Annotated in this window: 13 protein-coding genes; 5 read left to right on the top strand and 8 right to left on the bottom strand. The window is 65.8% G+C overall.

The genetic code is table 11. The annotated features are described in order from the left end of the window. Positions 1–83 precede the first annotated feature (83 nt). Positions 84–4,280 carry a DNA-directed RNA polymerase subunit beta' gene (rpoC, locus tag AB4Y68_RS13955; RefSeq protein ID WP_441456362.1) on the bottom strand — a complete coding sequence of 1,399 codons (4,197 nt, stop codon included), beginning with the start codon at positions 4,278–4,280 and terminating at the stop codon, positions 84–86. Between the two features lie 100 nt (positions 4,281–4,380). Beyond that, entirely contained in the window at positions 4,381–8,496 is a 4,116-nt protein-coding gene (gene rpoB / locus AB4Y68_RS13950) for a DNA-directed RNA polymerase subunit beta (protein ID WP_441456361.1), read from the bottom strand. 451 nt (positions 8,497–8,947) lie between these two features. On the opposite strand from rpoB, the gene AB4Y68_RS13945 reads away from it, so the two are divergent. The 4 genes from AB4Y68_RS13945 to AB4Y68_RS13930 all read left to right on the top strand — a co-directional run bounded on the left by AB4Y68_RS13945 (position 8,948) and on the right by AB4Y68_RS13930 (position 14,755). Beyond that, entirely contained in the window at positions 8,948–9,469 is a 522-nt protein-coding gene (locus tag AB4Y68_RS13945; RefSeq protein WP_441456360.1) for an FKBP-type peptidyl-prolyl cis-trans isomerase, read from the top strand. 311 nt (positions 9,470–9,780) lie between these two features. Continuing rightward, the gene (locus AB4Y68_RS13940) at positions 9,781–10,479 is read left to right on the top strand and encodes a hypothetical protein (RefSeq protein ID WP_441456359.1); all 699 of its coding nucleotides are present in this window, start codon (positions 9,781–9,783) and stop codon (positions 10,477–10,479) included. Positions 10,480–10,625: 146 nt separating this feature from the next. Continuing rightward, complete coding sequence (locus AB4Y68_RS13935) at positions 10,626–12,569, top strand: M61 family metallopeptidase (protein ID WP_441456358.1); 1,944 nt, start codon at positions 10,626–10,628, stop codon at positions 12,567–12,569. Between the two features lie 188 nt (positions 12,570–12,757). Continuing rightward, complete coding sequence (locus AB4Y68_RS13930; protein ID WP_441456357.1) at positions 12,758–14,755, top strand: M61 family metallopeptidase; 1,998 nt, start codon at positions 12,758–12,760, stop codon at positions 14,753–14,755. Positions 14,756–14,813: 58 nt separating this feature from the next. Here AB4Y68_RS13930 and AB4Y68_RS13925 read toward each other — a convergent pair whose 3' ends face one another. The 6 genes from AB4Y68_RS13925 to AB4Y68_RS13900 form a co-directional block, all read right to left on the bottom strand. Then, a complete protein-coding gene (locus AB4Y68_RS13925) occupies positions 14,814–15,494 on the bottom strand; it encodes a type 1 glutamine amidotransferase domain-containing protein (RefSeq protein ID WP_441456356.1) in 681 nt (226 codons plus the stop codon). A 158-nt stretch (positions 15,495–15,652) separates the two neighbouring features. Continuing rightward, positions 15,653–16,027: a 50S ribosomal protein L7/L12 gene (gene rplL / locus AB4Y68_RS13920; protein ID WP_441456355.1), complete on the bottom strand. Its 375-nt coding sequence runs from the start codon at positions 16,025–16,027 to the stop codon at positions 15,653–15,655. 61 nt (positions 16,028–16,088) lie between these two features. Then, on the bottom strand, positions 16,089–16,604 hold the full coding sequence (gene rplJ / locus AB4Y68_RS13915) for a 50S ribosomal protein L10 (RefSeq protein ID WP_441456354.1): 516 nt from the start codon (positions 16,602–16,604) through the stop codon (positions 16,089–16,091). A gap of 352 nt (positions 16,605–16,956) precedes the next feature. Then, entirely contained in the window at positions 16,957–17,403 is a 447-nt protein-coding gene (locus tag AB4Y68_RS13910) for an NUDIX hydrolase (RefSeq protein ID WP_441456353.1), read from the bottom strand. After that, the gene (locus AB4Y68_RS13905; protein ID WP_441456352.1) at positions 17,400–18,401 is read right to left on the bottom strand and encodes an anion permease; all 1,002 of its coding nucleotides are present in this window, start codon (positions 18,399–18,401) and stop codon (positions 17,400–17,402) included. Before AB4Y68_RS13905 ends, AB4Y68_RS13910 begins: the two co-directional genes overlap by 4 nt. A 6-nt stretch (positions 18,402–18,407) precedes the next feature. Beyond that, positions 18,408–19,064 carry a DUF47 domain-containing protein gene (locus AB4Y68_RS13900; protein ID WP_441456351.1) on the bottom strand — a complete coding sequence of 219 codons (657 nt, stop codon included), beginning with the start codon at positions 19,062–19,064 and terminating at the stop codon, positions 18,408–18,410. A 177-nt stretch (positions 19,065–19,241) separates the two neighbouring features. Here AB4Y68_RS13900 and AB4Y68_RS13895 point away from each other — a divergent pair, with 177 nt between their 5' ends. Beyond that, positions 19,242–20,408, top strand: a complete 1,167-nt coding sequence (locus AB4Y68_RS13895) for an aspartyl/asparaginyl beta-hydroxylase domain-containing protein (protein WP_441456350.1) — start codon at positions 19,242–19,244, stop codon at positions 20,406–20,408. Positions 20,409–20,548: the final 140 nt, after the last annotated feature.

Here is a 20,548-nt window from a genome sequence, read left to right as displayed (position 1 = left end):
AGCCCGAAGGGCGGTAGGCCCAAAAGAAAAGAGCGGCGCTGTCACCAGCGCCGCCCTCTTCAGTCTTCGGTTCCGAAAACGGATCAGCCTTCCGACTGCTCCAGTTCCAGGGCCAGATCGGCCGGCAGCGGCTCGATCGCATCTTCGCGGGCCTGCGTCAGTTCCGCATCGCGCTCGTTCGCCAGCTTCTGCAGAGCGCGCAGATAGGCGCCCGTGCCCGCCGGGATCAGGCGGCCGACGATGACGTTTTCCTTCAGGCCTTCCAGCATGTCCTTCTTGCCGTGGACCGAGGCATCGGTGAGGACGCGGGTGGTCTCCTGGAAGGACGCCGCCGAGATGAAGCTGCGGGTCTGCAGCGACGCCTTGGTGATGCCCAGCAGGACGGGCTGCGTGGTGGCCAGACGGCCGCCGCGCTTCTCGACCTTCTGGTTTTCCAGAACGGCTTCGGCCACTTCGACGGTGTCGCCACGGATCAAGGTGGTTTCACCCGAATCCAGGACTTCGACCTTCTGCAGCATCTGACGGACGATGACTTCGATGTGCTTGTCGTTGATCGGCACGCCCTGCAGTCGGTAGACCTCCTGCACTTCGTTCACCAGATACTCGGCCAGCGCCTCGACGCCCTGGATGCGCAGCAGGTCGTGCGGATCCGGGTTGCCGTCGATGATGTAGTCGCCCTTCTGGATCAGATCGCCGTCGTGGACGGAGATGTGCTTGCCCTTCGGGATCAGGAATTCGACCGCCTCGGCCTGGTTGCCGTCGGCGTCCAGTTCCGGGGTGATCTTGATGCGGCGCTTGTTCTTGTAGTCGCGACCGAACTCAACGCGGCCATCCATTTCGGCGATGACGGCGCAGTCCTTCGGACGGCGGGCTTCGAACAGTTCGGCGACGCGCGGCAGACCGCCGGTGATGTCGCGGGTCTTGGCGCCTTCGGTCGGAACGCGGGCGATGATCTCGCCCGGCTTGACCTCGTCGCCGTTGGACACGGACAGAACGGCGCCCACGGGCAGCAGGTAGCGGGCGTCAGAGCCCGAGGCCAGCTTGGCGTAGGTGTCGCCCAGGGTCACGCCCATGGCCGGACGCAGGTCCGAACCGCGGGGGCTGGCGCGCCAGTCGGAAACCACGCGCTGGGCGATGCCCGTCGCTTCGTCGGTTTCTTCGCGGACCGACAGGCCCTCGACCAGGTCTTCAAAGCGGATCACGCCGCCGACTTCGGTCAGGATCGGGGTGGTGTAGGGGTCCCACTCCGCCAGACGCTGGTTCTTCTTGATCTCGGCGCCTTCCTTGACGCGCAGACGGGCGCCGTACGGGACCTTGTGGGTCTCGCGGTCCTTGCCGTCCACGACCACGGTGACGACGACGTTGCGGCTCATGGCCACCAGGTCGCCGTGCGCGGCGGTGACGGTCGGGCCGACGATCTTGGCCTTACCGGCGTTGGTCGCCTCGTAGAACGAGGTTTCCGCCACTTGGGCCGTACCGCCGATGTGGAAGGTCCGCATCGTCAGCTGGGTGCCCGGTTCGCCGATCGACTGGGCGGCGATGACGCCGACCGCTTCGCCGATGTTGACGTTGGTGCCGCGCGCCAGGTCACGGCCGTAGCACATGCCGCAGATGCCCGCGTCGGCTTCACAGGTCAGGGCCGAACGGACCTTGATCGACTGGACGCCGGCCGCGTCGATGACCTCGATCTCTTCTTCCTGCAGGTAGGAATCCGCGGGGAACAGGATCTTGTCGCCGCCCGGCTCCTTGATGTCCTCGGCCGCATAGCGACCCAGGACGCGTTGGCCCAGCGAGACCAGCACGTCGCCGCCTTCGACCACGGCGCGCAGGGTGATGCCGCGCGTCGAGCCGCAGTCTTCCTCGGTGACGATCGAGTCCTGCGCCACGTCGACCAGACGACGGGTCAGGTAACCCGAGTTGGCGGTCTTCAGCGCGGTGTCGGCCAGACCCTTACGGGCGCCGTGGGTGGAGTTGAAGTATTCAAGGACGGTCAGGCCTTCCTTGAAGTTCGAGATAATCGGCGTCTCGATGATCTCGCCCGAGGGCTTGGCCATCAGGCCGCGCATGCCGCCCAGCTGCTTCATCTGGGCCTGCGAACCACGGGCGCCGGAGTTGGCCATCATGAAGACGGAGTTGATGTCCGGCTCCTGGCCCTTGATCAGGACGCGGGGCTGGGCGATCTCGGCCATCATCTCGTCGGCGATCTTGTCCGTGGCCTTGGCCCAGGCGTCGACGACCTTGTTGTACTTCTCGCCCTTGGTGATGAGGCCGTCAGCGTATTGCTGCTCGTACTCTTCGACCTGAGTGCGCGTTTCAGCGACCATCTGTTCCTTCTTGGCGGGGATGACGATGTCGTCCTTACCAACGGAAATGCCGGCCTTGGCGGCTTCGCGGAAGCCCAGCTGCATCATCTGGTCGGCGAAGATGACCGTCGCCTTCTGACCGCAGTGACGATAGACCTGATCGATCAGGTTACCGATTTCCTTCTTGGTCAGGTTCTTCTCAAGCAGGCGGTAGCCGATGTTGGCGTTGTGCGGCAGCAGCGCGCCCAGCTTCATCCGGCCCGGGGTCGTGTCGATGACCTTGGTGACGACTTCGCCTTCCGCATTCATCTCGGTCCAGCGCGCCTTGATCTTGGTGTGCAGGCCGACGACGGCCGCATCCAGAGCCGCGTCGATTTCACCCATGTTGGCGAACAGCTTGCCTTCGCCCGGCTGGTTCTCCTTGACCAGCGACAGGTAGTACAGACCCAGGACGATGTCCTGCGACGGCACGATGATCGGCTTGCCGTTGGCGGGCGACAGGATGTTGTTCGTCGACATCATCAGGACGCGCGCTTCCAGCTGGGCCTCGAGGCTCAGCGGGACGTGAACGGCCATCTGGTCGCCGTCGAAGTCGGCGTTGAACGCGGTACAGACCAGCGGGTGCAGGCGGATGGCCTTGCCCTCGATCAGCTTCGGCTCGAACGCCTGGATGCCCAGACGGTGAAGCGTCGGCGCGCGGTTCAGCATGACCGGGTGTTCCCGGATCACTTCTTCCAGGATGTCCCAGACCTGCGGCTGCTCGCGCTCGACCATGCGCTTGGACTGCTTGACGGTGCCCGACAGGCCCTTGGCGTCCAGGCGCGCATAGATGAACGGCTTGAACAACTCGAGCGCCATCTTCTTCGGCAGGCCGCACTCGTGCAGCTTCAGTTCCGGACCCACGGTGATGACCGAACGGCCCGAATAGTCGACGCGCTTGCCCAGCAGGTTCTGACGGAAGCGGCCCTGCTTGCCCTTCAGCATGTCGGCCAGCGACTTCAGCGGACGCTTGTTGGCGCCCGTGATCACGCGACCGCGACGACCGTTGTCGAACAGGGCGTCGACCGATTCCTGCAGCATCCGCTTTTCGTTGCGGATGATGATGTCGGGCGCGCGCAGCTCGATCAGGCGCTTCAGGCGGTTGTTACGGTTGATGACCCGGCGATACAGGTCGTTCAGGTCCGAGGTCGCGAAGCGGCCGCCGTCCAGCGGCACCAGCGGACGCAGTTCCGGCGGGATGACCGGCACGATCGTCAGGATCATCCACTCCGGCTTGTTGCCGGATTCCAGGAAGGCCTCGATCAGCTTCAGGCGCTTGGACGCCTTCTTGGCCTTCATTTCCGAAGGGCTGTCGGCCAGTTCGCCGCGGTGACGCTCGGCTTCCGCGTGCAGGTCGATGCCCATCAGCAGGTTGCGGACGGCCTCGGCGCCGATTTCAGCCGTGAAGCCGTCGTCGCCGTACTCTTCCTGGTAGCGGTAGAACTCGTCTTCCGTCAGCAGCTGGTTCTGCTTCAGCGGGGTCAGACCCGGCTCGGTGACGATGTAGTTTTCGAAGTAGAGGACGCGTTCCACGTCCTTCAGCGCCATGTCCAGCATCAGCGAGATGCGCGACGGCAGGGACTTCAGGAACCAGATGTGGGCGACCGGGGCGGCCAGGTCGATGTGACCCATGCGCTCGCGGCGAACGCGAGCCAGGGTGACTTCAACGCCGCACTTCTCGCAGATGATGCCCTTGTACTTCATGCGCTTGTACTTGCCGCACAGGCATTCGTAGTCCTTGGTCGGGCCAAAGATACGGGCGCAGAACAGGCCGTCGCGCTCGGGCTTGAACGTCCGGTAGTTGATGGTTTCCGGCTTCTTGATCTCGCCAAACGACCACGACCGGATCTTCTCCGGCGAGGCCAGGGCGATCTTGATCTGGTCGAAGGTCGGAGTGACCGGAACCGGGTTGAAGATGTTCAGGACTTCCTGGTTCATCTTTTTTCCTTCTGCGGGAATGCCCCGCGAAAATTCATTCAGAGAGGAGAACAGGCGGACCGCCCTCCCCCGCCGGAGCGAGAGAGGGCGCTTGATCCGATCAGCTGTTTTCCAGCTCCACGTTCAGGCCCAGCGAGCGCATTTCCTTGATGAGAACGTTGAAGCTCTCGGGAATGCCGGCTTCGAAGCTGTCGTCGCCGCGGACGATCGCTTCATAGACCTTGGTGCGGCCCGCCACGTCGTCGGACTTCACCGTCAGCATTTCCTGCAGGGTGTAGGCGGCGCCGTAAGCTTCCAGAGCCCAGACCTCCATTTCCCCGAAGCGCTGACCGCCGAACTGCGCCTTGCCGCCCAGCGGCTGCTGGGTGACGAGCGAGTACGGGCCGATCGAGCGGGCGTGGATCTTGTCGTCGACCAGGTGGTGCAGCTTCAGCATGTAGATGTAGCCGACCGTGACCGGACGCTTGAACTGCTCGCCCGTCTGACCATCGAACAGGATCGACTGACCCGAACGATCCAGACCCGCCGATTCCAGCAGGTTCTCGATGTCCGAGATGTGCGCGCCGTCGAAGACCGGGGTCGCGAAGGGCACGCCCTTGGACAGGTTCTTCGCCAGTTCGATCAGATCGTCCTCGTCCTGCGGCAGAGGGGTGTCCTCGCCGTAGATCTCGGTCAGACGCTGAACCAGCGCCTGCTTCTGACCGCCGTGCTGCCACGCTTCCAGCAGAGCGGAGATCTGCTTGCCCAGACCGGCGGCGGCCCAACCCAGGTGGGTTTCGAAGATCTGGCCGATGTTCATGCGCGACGGCACGCCCAGCGGGTTCAGAACGATGTCGACGTGCGTGCCGTCTTCCAGGTGCGGCATGTCCTCGATCGGCAGGATCTTGGAGATGACGCCCTTGTTGCCGTGACGGCCGGCCATCTTGTCGCCGGGCTGAAGCTTGCGCTTCACGGCCACGAAGACCTTGACCATCTTCATCACGCCAGGCGGCAGCTCGTCGCCGCGCTGCAGCTTCTCGACCTTGTCTTCGAAGCGACGGTCGAGCGCCTTACGGGCGTCCTCGAACTGCTTCTTCATGGCCTCGAGCTCGCCCATCGCCTTCTCGTCGTCGAGGGCGACCTGCCACCACAGGCCCTTGGACACTTCGGCCAGCTTCTCTTCGGTCACGTCGCCGCGGCCCATGCCCTTCGGGCCCGAGACGGCGGACTTGCCGAGCAGCAGCGGCTTCAGGCGGCCATAGACGTTGCGCTCAAGGATCTTGAGCTCGTCGTCGCGGTCCTTGCCGAGGCGTTCGATTTCGGCGCGTTCGATCGCCATGGCGCGCTCGTCCTTGTCGACGCCGTGACGGTTGAAGACGCGCACATCGACGACCGTGCCGGCGACGCCGGGCGGCAGACGCAGGCTGGTGTCGCGCACGTCCGAAGCCTTCTCGCCGAAGATGGCGCGCAGCAGCTTCTCTTCCGGCGTCATCGGGCTTTCGCCCTTCGGCGTGACCTTGCCGCACAGGATGTCGCCCGGCTGGACTTCGGCGCCGATGGCCACGATGCCCGCTTCGTCGAGGTTGCGCAGGGCTTCCTCGCCGACGTTCGGGATGTCGCGGGTGATCTCTTCAGGGCCCAACTTCGTGTCACGCGCCATCACTTCGAACTCTTCGAGGTGGATGGAGGTGAAGACGTCGTCGCGCACGATGCGCTCCGAGATCAGGATGGAGTCTTCGAAGTTGTAGCCGTTCCAGGGCATGAAGGCGACGAGGGCGTTGCGGCCCAGAGCCAGTTCGCCCAGGTCCGTCGACGGGCCGTCGGCGATGACGTCGCCGGTCTTCACTTCATCGCCCACGCGCACGATCGGGCGCTGGTTGATGCAGGTCGACTGGTTGGAACGCTGGAACTTCGACAGGCGGTAGATGTCGACGCCCGAACGGCCGGCGTCCAGTTCGTTGGTCGCACGGACCACGATGCGGGTGCCGTCGATCTGCTCGACCACGCCGTCACGACGGGCGACCACGACAGCGCCGGAGTCCACGGCCACGACCGCTTCCATGCCGGTGCCGACCAGCGGCGCGTCCGACTGCACCAGAGGCACGGCCTGGCGTTGCATGTTCGCGCCCATCAGTGCGCGGTTGGCGTCATCGTTTTCCAGGAAGGGGATCAGGGCGGCGGCGACCGAAACGACCTGCTTCGGCGACACGTCCATCATGTCGACGTCGGCCTTGGTCAGCAGCTGCGATTCACCGTTGATCCGGCCGGGGACCAGGTCCTCGACGATCTCGCCGTCACGCAGTTCGATGTTCGACTGGGCGATGACGTGCTTCGCCTCTTCCATGGCCGAGATGTAGACCACCTCGTCCGTGGCCTTGCCGTCCTTCACGCGACGGTAGGGGCTCTCGATGAAGCCGTACTTGTTGACGCGGGCGTGGGTGGCCAGCGAGTTGATCAGGCCGATGTTCGGGCCTTCCGGCGTTTCGATCGGGCAGATGCGGCCGTAGTGGGTCGGGTGAACGTCGCGGACTTCAAAGCCGGCGCGCTCACGCGTCAGACCGCCAGGGCCAAGCGCCGAAAGGCGACGCTTGTGGGTGATCTCCGACAGCGGGTTCGTCTGGTCCATGAACTGCGACAGCTGCGAGGAGCCGAAGAATTCACGAACAGCGGCGGCGGCCGGTTTGGCGTTGATCAGGTCGTGCGGCATGACCGTGTCGATATCGACGCTGGACATGCGCTCCTTGATGGCGCGCTCCATGCGCAGCAGACCGACGCGGTACTGGTTTTCCAGCAGCTCGCCGACCGAACGCACGCGACGGTTGCCCAGGTTGTCGATGTCGTCGATCTCGCCGCGGCCGTCCTTCAGGCCGACCAGGATCTGCAGCACCTTCAGCACGTCGTCCTTTTGCAGGACGCGGATTTCGTCGGAAACCTCGGGGGTTTCCAGACGCATGTTCATCTTGACCCGGCCAACGGCCGACAGGTCGTAGCGCTCCGAGTCGAAGAACAGCGAGTTGAACATCGCTTCGGCGGCTTCCGGGGTCGGCGGCTCGCCCGGACGCATGACGCGATAGATGTCGAACAGGGCGTCTTCACGGCCCGTGTTCTTGTCCACGCGCAGGGTGTTGCGCATGTAGGCGCCGACCGTGACGTGGTCGATGTCCAGCACGTCGATGGTGGTGAAGCCGTGCTCTTCCAGCAGGGCGATCGACTCGGCGTCCAGCTCGTCGCCGGCCTCGGCGTAGATCTCGCCGGTTTCGTAGTTGACCGCGTCGGCGGCCAGATACTTGGTCAGCAGGGCGTCAGCCGCCAGCGACAGCGAGGTCAGGCCGCCATCGGCCAGCTTTTTGGCGGCGCGGGCGCTGATCTTCTGACCGGCTTGGGCGACCACTTCGCCGGTGTCGGCGTCGACCAGGTCGAACTCGGGCTTCACCCCGCGCCAGCGTTCGGGCTTGTAGGGCGTGACCCAGCCTTCGCCGCGCTTCTCGAACGGGACGGTCTCGTAGAAGGTCTTGAGGATTTCCTCGCCGTCCATGCCCAGGGCCAGCAGGAAGCTGGTGGCCGGCAGTTTGCGACGACGGTCGATACGGACGAAGACCACGTCCTTGGCGTCGAACTCGAAGTCGAGCCACGAACCGCGGTACGGGATGACGCGGGCGGCGAACAGCAGCTTGCCCGACGAGTGGGTCTTGCCCTTGTCGTGGTCGAAGAAGACGCCCGGCGAACGGTGCATCTGCGAGACGATCACGCGCTCGGTGCCGTTGACGATGAAGGTGCCCTTGTCCGTCATGAGCGGGATATCGCCCATGTAGACGTCCTGCTCCTTGATGTCCTTGACCGAACGGGCGCCCGTTTCTTCCTCGGTCTCAAAGACGATCAGGCGCAGCTTGACCTTCAGCGGCGCGGCATAGGTCATGTCGCGCTGGATGCATTCCTCGACGTCGTACTTGGGGTCCTCGAACTCGTAGGACACGTACTCCAGGACGGCGCGCTCGTTGAAGTCCTTGATCGGGAAGACCGACTTGAAGACCGCCTCGATGCCCTGGTCCCGACGCACGCCGCTGCGCACTTCGCGCTGCAGGAACTGCTCGTAGGAAGCGCGCTGAACCTCGATCAGGTTCGGCATCTTCACCGCTTCGGGGATGCGCCCGAACGAGTGACGAATGCGCTTCTTTCCGGTGAACGAGGTGGCGGAGGCGATCTTACCCAGGGCGAGACCGTCAGTGGAGTTTGCCATTCTGTTTTCCCAATCGCGGACCGATGAGGGCCCGACGTCAATGCAGCAGCCACGGCCCGCCAACCCGGCGATCCGTGACCGTAATTCTCTCGGCGCCCACCCTCGACCCGCCAGGGGATCAGGGCGCCTGATATGCTCGCTCCTTGGGAAAGGAGCGACGCCTGCGCACCGGTCGGAGGGCGACAAACCGGGCCTCGGCGCTTTCGCGCGGGATTCATGGAATCTGCGGAGCGGCATATATACGCGGATCTTCGGCGAAATAAAGGCCTTCGACACAGTAAAACCAGCCGTCATCCCGGGGCGGCGCAGCCGAACCCGGGACCCAGGCGGCGGCCTACCGGCGCCGTCCTGCCAGGGTCAAACGCCTGGGTCCCGGCTCTTTGCTTCGCTGCGGCCGGGATGACGGCACGACCTCGTCGACACCGCCGTTCGTTATGCTAAGCCTAGCCTTATGAACCGCATCGTCCCGCCCGCGCTTGCCGCCGCCGCCTTCGCCCTGACCCTGTCCGCCTGCGCCACCATGCCAGCGACGACCGCCCAGGTCGCCCCGCAAGGCCCCGCCACCCAGGAAAACTGGGAAGTCGGCCAGACCGCCTACCTGATGTGGAACGGCCAGCAGCGCGGCTGGAGCGTCACCCCGTCGGGCCTGCAGTACCGCCGCGTCGGCAAGGCCAGGCCGAATGGCGTCCAGCCGACCGCCACCGATACGGTCAAGGTCCACTATCGCGGCACCTTCATCGACGGGCGCGAGTTCGACAGCTCCTATTCGCGCAACCAACCCGCCAGCTTCCCGCTGAACCGCGTCATCAAGGGATGGACCGAGGGCGTCGCTCTGATGCGCGTCGGCGAGACCTATGAGTTCGTCATCCCCGCCGACCTCGCCTACGGCGCGCGCTGGGTCGGCGGCGAGATTCCGCCGAACTCGGCCCTGCGCTTCACCGTCGAACTGCTGGAAGTGAACCCGGCGGGCTGATCCCGCGCGAGGTTCCCACCTCATAAAGCCCTCCCCCTCGATGGGGGAGGGTTGGGTGGGGGTGAAGGCCGGTCGTTTCAGAATATGGACGCGGGAGGCATCGCCGCGCCTCAGGCGCCACATCCTCAAAACGGAGCGCCCACACCCCCATCCCCGCCCCTTCCCCCATCGAGGGGGAAGGGAGACAATCGGCACCCTTTTCCGCCCAGCCATCCTAACCGAGCCGTCCACTCCCTTGCTTCACAAGGGAGTGCCGTCGCGCCACGCCCGTTCAACGCACCCTGGCCGGCGCCGCGCCTACTCTTGCGGGCATGAGCATTCATCCCGAAACCCCGCCTCAGGCCCGCACCCGCCGCTCCGCCGATCTCTGGGCTCTGGCCCGCGCCGACTACCTGGCGGGCGGCAGCGCGCCCGAGGTGTGCGAACGCCACGACCTCAGCCTCTCGACCTTCCGCCACCGCGCCCGCGTCGAGGGTTGGCGGCGCGCGGATCAGGTCGAAACGCCCGTGGACGCGCCCTTCACAGAGCCGCCCGTCACCTATGAGCGCGAATACGACCCCGGCGATTGGCGCAACTTCGCCGAGGAACTGGACCGCCCCGTCCCCATCGAGGGGATAAGGCCGCCGCACGACGACTACGAAGTCCACGACGGCTTCGGCGCCCGCCCGCCCCGCGCCATGCCCGCAACAGCATCCGATCACCCGGACTTCGACCTCCAGGGCCCGAGCGAGGTCCTGCTCGAGGCCTACGCCACGCCCGGCGAACTGGCCGACCTCGCCTGGCTCAACGCCGAGCAGGCCATCCGGTCGGGCCGCATGATCGAGGCGCGCGGCTGGACCCGCATCCACCGCGACCTCGCCGCGACCAGCCGCCACTCCCCCGAAACCCGCGTCGCCCATGCGCGCACCGACCTCCTGCGCGTCGAAAAGGAAAAGCGAAAGGAACGCGCCCGTCTGGAGGATCTCCAGTATCAGGTCGCTCTCGCCCGGCAAGCGGCGGAAAAGACCTGAATCGCCCTGGCCATTGCACCAATTGCACTGTTTTTTTCGCTGCACCGTGCAATCCCGCCCTCCCTCGCTTGACGCAGGGGGCGACACATTGTGGTCTGCGGCCCAGTTCGAGCCGCGCTGGGGCGGCCCTCGGGGAATTCCTGTCCATGAAGCGTTTCGTCCTGGCCGTCAGCGCCTCCGCTCTTCTGGTTTCGATGGGCGCGCCTGCCCTGGCGCAAGTCGGCACGCCCGCCCTGCCCGTCGCCTTGGCGCCGATCCCTCAGGCCAAGGACGTGGCCTATCCGGGCGTGATCAGCCTCGACGTCGACGCCACCGACATCGGCCGGCGGCTGGTGCAGGTGCGCCAGACCATCCCCGTGACCCAGGCGGGTCCGATGGTCCTGCTCTACCCGCAGTGGCTGCCGGGCAACCACAGCCCCTCCGGCCCGGTCGCCAATGTCGGCGGCCTGACCTTCACCGCCAACGGCCAGCGGCTGGAGTGGGTTCGCAACACGGCCAATCCCTGGGCCTATCAGATCGACGTCCCCGCCGGCGTCAGCCAGATCGAGGTCGCCTTCCAGTGGCTGACCCCGGTCGAAGCCCCCCAGGGCCGGATCACCGTCACGCCTGAGATGCTGAACATCCAGTGGGAGAAGGCCCTGCTCTATCCGGCCGGCTACTACTCGCGTCAGATCACCTTCAGGCCGACCCTGAAACTGCCCGCCGGCTGGAACTACGGCGCAGGCCTCGACACCGTCAGCTTCGAGAACGGCGTGGCGACCTTCGCCCCCATCACCCTCGACCACCTGGCCGACAGCCCGGTCTTCGCCGGCCAGTACTACCGCCAGATCGACCTCGATCCGGGCGGCCGCTCGCCCGTCCGCCTGAACGTGGTGGCCGACACCGCCAAGATGCTGGAAGCCACCGACGAGCACATCCAGTTGCACCGCAACCTGGTCGCTCAGGCCGACCGCCTGTTCGGCGCCCGCCACTACAACCACTACGACTTCCTGCTGGCCGTGACCGACAAGCTGGGCGGCATCGGCCTGGAGCACCAGCGCTCGTCCGAGAACAGCGTCGATCCCAAATACTTCACCGACCGCGAGAGCACGCTGGCCGACCGCGACCTGCTGGGCCACGAATACACCCATAGCTGGAACGGCAAGTGGCGCCGCCCCGCCGACCAGATGACGCCCAACCTCAACGAGCCGCTGCAGAACTCCCTGCTCTGGGTCTATGAGGGCCAGACGCAGTACTGGGGCCTGGTCCTGACCGCCCGCGCCGGCCTGATGACCAAGCAGCAGGCGCTGGACGTCCTGGCCATGACCGCCGCCAGCTTCCAGAACATCCCCGGCCGCCAGTGGCGCGCCATGCAGGACACCACCAACGACCCCATCATCAGCCAGCGCCGCCCGCAGCCCTGGGGCTCCTATCAGCGCAGCGAGGACTACTACCGCGAAGGCTCGCTGATCTGGCTCGACGCCGACACCCTGATCCGCGAGCAGACCGGCGGCAAGAAGTCGCTGGACGACTTCGCCAAGGCCTTCTTCGGCGTCGAGGACGGCAACTGGAACCCGGCCCCCTACACCTTCGGCGACGTGACCTCGACGCTGAACGGGGTCCAGGCCGGCAACTGGCCCGCCTTCCTGCGCGAGCGCCTCGACGCGGTCGGCCCGACCGCGCGCGGCCCGCTCGACGGCATCGAGCGCGGCGGCTACCGCCTGGTCTTCAAGGAGCAGCCCTCCGGCTACATGGGCGCCCTCTACAAGGAGCTGGGCCGCAACGACTTCACCTATTCGCTCGGCTTCATGATGAACAAGGCGAACAAGATCACCTCGGTCCTGTGGGGCGGCCCGGCCTTCGAACAGGGCCTGACCTCGGGCTGGGAAGTCGTCGCCGTCGGCGGTCGCGCCGCCTCGGCCGACGCGCTCAAGGACGCCGTCACCGCCGCCAAGGGATCGACCGACCCCATCGAGTTGATCCTCAAGAACGGCGACGCCTTCAAGACCGTCCGCTTCGACTACCACGACGGCCTGCGCTACCCGCAGTTGGAGCGGATCGAGGGCACGCCCGACCGTCTGGGCGACATCCTGTCGCCTCGCCGTCGATAGGAAACACCCCCAAAGCACCCTTCTCCCCTCGGGGGAGAAGGTGGCTCGCGGAGCGAGACGGATGAGGGGGCCGTCGGCTTTACACACGGCGCCAGCCGCCTTGCCGTTGATACCGCCCCCTCATCCGAGCGGCTCCGCCGCCCACCTTCTCCCCCAAGGGGAGAAGGATCAAAGGAACCAAGAGACCCATGACCCGACGCCTGCCTGCCGCCGCCCTCGCCCTGTTGCTGACCTCGGTCGCCTCGACCGCTCTGGCTCAGGACGCCTGGACCGGCCCGCAGGCGCCGGCGTCGCCCACGCCCCAGAACACGCCCCTGGCCCTGCCCCGCGCCCTGCCGCCGATCCCGGCCCCCACGGCCGCCGCCTACCCCGGCGTCATCCGCTATGAGGTCGACGCCACGGGCGTGGAGCGCAAGATCGTCCGCGTCCGCCAGACCATCCCGGTCGCGGCCGGGCCTCTGGTCCTGCTCTATCCGAAATTCCTGCCGGGCAACCACGCCGCCACCGGCCCGATCCAGCTGATCTCGGGCGTCACCGTGACAGGCGGCGGAAGCCGTATCGACTGGCTGCGCGACACCATCGACCCCTACGCCTTCCACCTCGACGTCCCCCAGGGCGTCAATGAAATCGTGGTCGAGTTCCAGTGGCTGACCCAGCCCGACAACGCCACCTGGCGGGTGACCATGACGCCCGAGATGGTCAACCTCCAGTGGGAGAAGGCGCTGCTCTATCCCGCCGGCTACCGCTCGACCGGCATCACCTTCGCCCCCTCGATCCGTCTGCCGCAGGGCTGGAAGTACGGCGTGGCGCTGGACACCGACAGCTTCACGGACGGCCTGGCGACCTTCAAGCCGACCGACCTCTACACCCTGATCGACAGTCCCCTGTTCGGCGGCGCCAACTTCCAGCGCATCGCCATCGATCCGCGCCGTGGGAACGGCGAGGGCGCGGTTCACCTGAACATCGTCGCCGACGAGGCCAAGAACCTGGCCCCCACCGCCGAGCAACTGGGCTGGTTCGAGAACCTGGTCACCCAGACCGACCGCCTGTTCGGGGCCCGCCCCTATGACCGCTACGACTTCCTGGTCGCCGCCTCGGCCAAGCTGGGCGGCATCGGCCTGGAGCATCACCGCTCGTCCGAGAACGCGGTCCCGGCCGACTTCTTCACCAACTGGGGCAAGAACCTGGGCAGCGTCGGCCTGCTGCCGCATGAGTTCACCCACGCCTGGAACGGCAAGCGCCAGCGCCCGGCCGACGAACTGACCGCCAACCACAACATCCCCACCCAGAACACCCTTCTCTGGGTCTATGAAGGCCAGACGGAATACTGGGGCGACGTGCTGACCGCCCGCTCGGGCCTGGCGTCCAAGGCCGATATCCTGACCAGTTTCGCCGAGGTCGCCGCCTTCTACGACAACCAGCCCGGTCGCGCCTGGCGCCCGCTGCAGGACGTCAACAACCACAACCTGCTCGGCTACCGGACCAGCAACCCTTACGCCTCGTGGATGCGCGGCACCGGCGACTATTACCGCGAGTCTCTGCTGATCTGGCTGGACGCCGACACCCTGATCCGTGAGGCCACAGGCGGCAAGAAGTCGCTGGACGACTTCGCCAAGGGCTTCTTCGGCGGCGACGACGGTTCCTACGCCCCGCGCGGCTATACCTTCGACGACGTGGTCGCCGCCCTCAACGCCGTCCATCCGCACGACTGGGCCGGCTTCCTGCGCACCCGCCTGGACGCGACCGGACCCGACGCCAAGGCCCCGCTCGACGGTCTGGCGCGTGGCGGCTACCGCCTGACCTACACCGACAGCCTGACCGCCGCCGAAAAGCGCATCCAGAGCGGATGGGACAAGGACTTCCAGTACTCGCTGGGCTTCACCCTCTCGGGCGCGACGAACAAGCTGACCGGCGTCCGCTGGGGCGGCCGGGCCTTCGAGGCCGACATCGGCCCCGGCTGGGAACTGGTCGCCGTCAACGACCGCGCCGCCTCGGCCGAGGTCCTGCGCGACGCCGTCACCGCCGCCAAGGGCACGGACGCGCCCATCGCCCTGCTGCTCAAGAACGGCGACCGCTACCGCACCGTCGTCTTCGACTACCACGACGGCCTGCGCTACCCGCGCCTGGAGCGCATCGAGGGCACCCCCGACCGCCTCGGCGACATCCTGACGCCCCGCCGCCGCTAGGACGCCGCGCCAGAGACCAGAACGGCCCGGGAGCGATCTCGGGCCGTTTTCATATGGCTTAGGCCTTCAGCAGCGCCAAAAGCGCCTCGGCCGCCTCGCGCGACGAGGCCGGGTTCTGGCCCGTGACCAGCGTCCCGTCGGTCAGCACATAGGAGCCCCAGTCCGCGCCCTTGCTGAAGCGCCCGCCCCTGGCGGTCAGAACGTCCTCGACCAGGAAGGGCACGACCTGGGTCAGGCCCACAGCCTCTTCCTCGCTGTTGGTGAAGCCGGTGACCGGCCTGCCCTTGACCATCGGCTGGCCGTCCGCGCCCTTCACGTCCTTGAGAACGCCCGGCGCATGGCAGACGAAACCCGTCGGCTTGCCGGCGGCGGCGAAGGCTTCGATCAGCGCGACCGACTGCGGATCATTGGCCAGATCCCACAGCGGGCCGTGGCCGCCGGGATAGAAGACCGCATCAAAGTCCTCGGCCTTCACCTCGGCCAGGCGTTGCGTGCTCGCCAGGGCGGCCTGCGCCTCGGCGTCGGCCTTGAAGCGGCGGGTGTCGTCGCTCTGCGCGTCCTCGGCGTCGCTCTTGGGGTCCAGCGGCGGCTGCCCGCCCTTGGGCGAGGCGATGACGATCTCGGCGCCCGCATCCTTCAGTGCGTAATAGGGCGCGGCGAACTCTTCCAGCCAGAAGCCGGTCTTGTGGCCGGTGTCGCCGAGTTGGTCATGCGAGGTCAGGACCATCAGGATCTTCATGGCGTCTTCCTTTTGATCAGGGCTTTCGATTGGGGACGCCACAGATGGGAGCAGGAATGACGATCCGCCACGCCCAAAAGAAAACGGGCCGGAGGTTTCCCTCCGACCCGCTCGCTTGAAGTCTGCCTCCGGCCGAGGCCGGAAGCCAGGACCCAGTCTTACTTGACTTGGATCTTGGCGCCGGCTTCTTCCAGCTTCTTCTTGATCTCTTCAGCGATCTGCTTGGAGACGTTCTCGACGACGTTCTGCGGAGCGCCTTCGACCAGGTCTTTAGCTTCCTTCAGACCCAGGTCGGTGCGGACGCCGCGGACTTCCTTGATCACGTTGATCTTCTTGTCGCCGCCGTCGATCAGGACAACGGTGAACTCGGTTTGCTCTTCAGCAGCTTCAGCCGGGGCAGCAGCGGCAGCAGCCATGGCGACGGGAGCAGCAGCCGAGACGCCCCACTTTTCTTCAAGCAGCTTCGACAGTTCAGCGGCTTCCATGACGGTCAGAGCCGACAGTTCTTCAACGATCTTGGCGAGGTCAGCCATAGGGATATTCCTTCGGTAGGATGAGGTTCAGAGAGATTTGCAGAGATGACCGGGGTGCGGCTTAAGCGGCTTCTTTTGTCGCGTATGCGTTGAAGACGCGGGCCAGTTGGCCAGCCGGGGCTTGCAGGACGCCAGCAACCTTGGTCGCCGGGGCTTGCAGCAGGCCGATGAGCTTGCCACGCAGTTGGTCCAGCGACGGCAGTTTGGACAGTGCGTCCACAGCCTTCGCGTCCAGAACGTTCTCGCCCATGAAACCGCCGATGACGACGAACTTGTCGTTGCCCTTGGCGAATTCAGCAGTGACCTTCGCAGCGGTGACGGGATCCGAAGCGTAGGCGATGCCCACCGGACCCTTGAACAGATCGTGGTAGGCGCTGCCTTCCTCGAAGCCCAGCGCCTTAAGCGCCAGACGGTTCTTCACCACCTTGAATGCTCCGCCTTCTTTACGAAGGCGCAGACGCAGGTCGGTCATTTCCGCAACGGTCAGACCCAGGTTGTGGGTCACGACCACGGCGCCCGCGTCGGCGAACACGCTTTTCAGCGATTCGATCGACTCGGCTTTTTGTGCGCGGTCCATTGCGGTCTCCAGTTTGGTATTCGCCGCCAGGCTTATTCCCGGCGACGGATTGGCCAAAGCGCCGCGCATTGCTGCACAACGTTCAGGCCGGTCTAATTGTCCGAAGGAAGCAGGCCCCGTCCGCCCATGGCCGGATGAACCGGAACAGGCTGACCAAAGGTCTTTGCATCCCCATCTCCCCACGGCGTCAGAGGGCTCTCTGACGATTATGACGCGGGTGGCCCCCACGTCCCGAAGTTCTCGGACAGGATCCGCCGAGGCCGAAGCCTTAGCGAGAAGCCGCGCTCTATACACGGCCTGACGAGGAAAGCAACGGCGGGAGCTCCGAAGCCGGCCTTTCCGCGCCGAACCGTCAGGAAATCAGCGGCGGGGGCTGAAAGGCGCGGATCAAATCGGACAGGTCGGCCTCGTCCACGGCCGCGGCTGCGTCGCCCTGATTCATCCAGCGGCGCTCGCGCTGCAAATCTTCGGGCCAGGCCCCCAACTGGATCAGGACCTCCAGCGGATAGACGGCGACGATGCAGGCCTGGGTCGCGCCGGACTTCATCCGCTTGGCGTAGCGGAAATGGCCGACGGGCGTTTCCAGGGTCTCGCCCTGGATGCCGGCCTCTTCATAGGCTTCCTGCGCCGCCGCCTGGGGGTCGGTCTTGCCGACCATGCGGCCGCCCTTGGGAATCACCCAGCGACGCGTCTCGCGCGAGGTGATCATCATCACCTCCACGCCCGCCTCGCCACGGCGCCACGGCAGGGCCGCGACCTGGCGAGTCTCCGAGGCTTCGGTTCTGGGCTTCCCGGTCACGTCAGAAACAGGCCGCCGACGAAGTAGAAGATCGCGCCGATGGCGGCGGCGGCCGGCATGGTGATGAACCAGGCGGTGACGATGCTGCGCGCCACGCTCCAGCGCACGGCTGAAACCCGCTTGGCCGCGCCCACGCCGATGATGGCGCCGGTGATGGTGTGGGTGGTCGACACCGGAATGCCCAGGCTGGTCGCCGCAAACAGGGTGATGGCCCCGCCCGTCTCGGCGCAGAAGCCCTGCTGCGGGCTCAGGCGCGTGATGCGCGATCCCATGGTGTGGACGATCTTCCAGCCGCCGAACAGGGTGCCCAGAGCGATCGCCGCCTGGCAGGTGATGACCACCCAGAAGGGCACATGGAACTCGCCGCCCAGCATCCCGCGCGAGTACAGCAGGATGGCGATGATCCCCATGGTCTTCTGGGCGTCATTTCCGCCGTGGCCCAGAGAATAGGCCGAGGCCGAAATGAACTGCAGTCCCCGGAACACCCGGTCGGCGAAGGCCGGATTGGCCCGCACGAACAGCCAGGACACGATGAGCACCAGCAGCAGGGCCAGCAGGAAGCCGATGACCGGCGACAGGAAGATGGCGCCGACCGTCTTCACCACGCCGCCGATGACCACGGCCCCCGTCCCCGCCTTGGCGATGCCCGCGCCCAGCAGACCGCCGACCAGGGCGTGCGAGCTCGACGACGGAATGCCCGCCAGCCAGGTGATGATGTTCCAACTGATCGCCCCCATCAGGGCGCCGAAAATCACCTGATCCGAAATCACGTCGGCCGAGATGATCCCGCGCCCGATCGTGTCGGCCACATGCAGGCCGAAGAACAGGAAGGCGATGAAGTTGAAGAAGGCCGCCCAGCCCACCGCATAGATCGGCGGCAGCACGCGCGTGGCGACGATGGTGGCGATGGAGTTGGCCGCGTCGTGCAGGCCGTTCAGGAAGTCGAACAGCAGGGCGACGCCGATCAGGAAGACCAGGATCAGGAGGGCGTGATCCATCGGACGCTACAGGTGCTCGACCAGGACGCCATTGATGCGGTTCGCCACATCCTCGAACCGGTCGATGATCTTCTCGAGGTGGTCGTAGATCTCGCCGCCGATAATGAACCACAGCGTATTGCCGCCGGTCATGTCGTGACGGTGCAGTTCATAAAGCGCCTTCATCCCCTCGTCGTAGAGAGTGTCGCTCTGGCTCTCGAGACCGGCGATCTGCTCGGTCAGGACGTTCAGCCGCTCGTGGTTCTTGCGCATGGCGGGCAGCAGGGACACCGCCTCCGCCGTCAGGGCGGCGCACTGGACGGCGATGTCGGCCAGTTCGCACATCTTGGGGGCGAACTCGCGCAGTTCGTACAGGGCCACGACCTTGGCGGTCTTCTGCATCTGGTCGATCGTGTCGTCCAGCGAGTCGGTCAGGCCGCGAATGTCCGCGCGGTCGAACGGGGTGATGAAGCTCCGGCGCACCGCGAACAGAACTTCGCGTGCGACGTCGTCGGCCTCATGCTCGTGATCGACGATCTTCTGGCACCAGTCGGGCGTAGCCTCGCCGCCGTCCATCATCCGACGCAGCGCCTCGGCGCCGTGAACCAAGGTGGCGGCGTGGGCGTCGAACAGGCGGAAGAAGTTGTCTTCCTTGGGCAGAAGCGCCTGGAACCAGCTCAGCATGGATCGTCTCCGAAACGGCCGCGCAGGGCGACTGCGCCCCAAGACCGGATTTAGCCCCTTGCCGTCAAGTCGTCCGCACACGGAAATCATGGTTTCCCACAATCGCCGTTGACGCTGCGTGTTGCCATGCAACATTACCTTCAGTTCATGTCTGTGTCCGCATTTGGGGAAGTGCGCTTGACCGATAATCGTGCAGCTCAGGAACAGTTTCTGATTCAGGCCGGCCAGGCTTTGGCGCGACGGGATCCCCGTCAGGCTATTGCGTTGCTCGATCAGGCGGACGCCTTGGGGCGGACCCACAACGGAACCCTGAACAGGGCTGTCGCTCTGCGCCTGCTCGGCGACTTCCAAGCTTCGCTGCGCGTTCTGGACGATGCGTTGGACATGAAGCCCTATGATTTCACGGCCTTGCTGGCGAAAGGGGCGATGCTCGAGAAGATCAGCCAGCCCAAGGCAGCGGTCGAGGTCTATCGCAACGCCCTGAAGATCGCGCCTCCGCGCGCCCACTGCCCGCCCGGAGTCGTGGCCCAGATGGACTATGCGGCCGGCATGGTCGAACAGCACGCCCAGGCGCTCGGCGACTTCATGCGCGAACGCCTTTCAGGCCTGCGGGCCGATGTGGGCGAAGCCGCGCTGGACCGGTTCGACGAGGGTTTGGAGATCTACGCCGGGCTGAAACAACCGCCGAAGCAGGAGCCCCTGCTGCTCAACTATCCTCGCCTGCCTGCTATTCCCTTCTACGACCGCAGCCTGTTTCCCTGGCTGTCGACCCTCGAGGAGGCCACGCCCGTCATTCAGGACGAACTGACCGGCCTGCTCGCGACCGCCTTTGACGAGTTCGCGCCCTATATCGCCTACCCCAAGGGCGCGCCGGTCAACCAATGGGGTGAACTGAACCACTCGCGCAAATGGAGTTCGCTGTTCCTGTGGAAGGACGGCCGGCGCCAGGATGCGGTGTGCGCCCGCTGCCCGCGCACCGCCGCCCTGCTGGAAAGCCTGCCGATGGCGGACCAGGACAGCTTCGCCCCCACAGCCATGTTCTCGGCCTTGCAGCCGCACACCCACATCCCGGCCCACACCGGGTCGTCCAACGTCCGCCTGCTCGTCCATCTGCCGATCATCCTGCCCGGCCCGGCCCGCTTCCGCGTCGGCAACCGGGAACGGGCGTGGGAGATGGGCACGGCCTGGGTGTTCGACGACACCATCGAGCACGAGGCCTGGAACGACGCCGACGAACTGCGTGTCATCCTGATCTTCGACATCTGGAACCCCTATCTCGACGAGAAGGAAAAGGTCCTGATCACAGAGATGATGAAGGCGCAGCGCGACTTTCTCGCCGCCTAGGTGTCGAAGCTATGAAGGTTGTTCACCCGGGGTTGGGCTGAGAAGCTGGGGTTGCAAAGCACCAACCTCAACCGAAGAGCTCCCCGGATGAACGTGCACAAGAATGCCCGGCTGACGCCGTCGGGTCGAGCCTTGCTGGC

The organism is Brevundimonas sp. 2YAF1, from assembly GCF_052114745.1.
In the GTDB taxonomy this organism is placed as follows: Bacteria; Pseudomonadota; Alphaproteobacteria; order Caulobacterales; family Caulobacteraceae; genus Brevundimonas.
Note: the sequence above shows the minus strand (reverse complement) of the source record. Positions and strands in the feature narration are given on the sequence as shown.